This is a genomic window from Bradyrhizobium sp. Leo114 (assembly GCF_055229415.2).
The window spans coordinates 1-442 of sequence record NZ_JBUYEN020000216.1 but is presented as its reverse complement, the minus strand read 5'-3'; the positions used below and the strand labels follow the sequence as shown (position 1 = coordinate 442).

Below are 442 nucleotides of genomic sequence, written 5' to 3'. Positions count from 1 at the left end.
CCCAGAACGAGGGAGCGGGTGCGGTGATCAAGCTTGGGGAAGTCATCATGATACTTGATCTTCATCGGCAGGGGCTGACGGTTTCGGCGATCGCCCGCGAACTCGGGATCGATCGAAAGACCGTTCGTAAATGCATCGCTCGTGGCTTAGAGCCGCCGGTCTATGGTCCACGCAAGCCACGCCAGCGCCGGATCGACCCATTCGTGTCCTATTTGGGCGGGCGGGTGACGGCGTATCCCGGTCTGACCGGCCGCCGGCTTTTGCGGGAGCTTCGCGAACGCGGTTATGAGGGCGGCTACACCGCCGTTACCGACCTGCTGCGCGAGATTCGTCCGGTCCCATTGCCAACGTTTGAAGTTCGCTTCGAGAGGCCACCGGGCGACCAGGCGCAGGTCGACTTCGCTCAATTCCAGGTGCAGTTCACCGATGAGCCGGCGGTCAC

Annotated in this window: 1 protein-coding gene; it reads left to right on the top strand. The window is 62.7% G+C overall.

From position 1 onward, the window contains the following. Window positions 1-23: 23 nt before the first annotated feature. The coding region (locus tag ACZIRK_RS45475; protein WP_474419877.1) for a helix-turn-helix domain-containing protein at window positions 24-442 on the top strand (419 nt) is incomplete at its 3' end.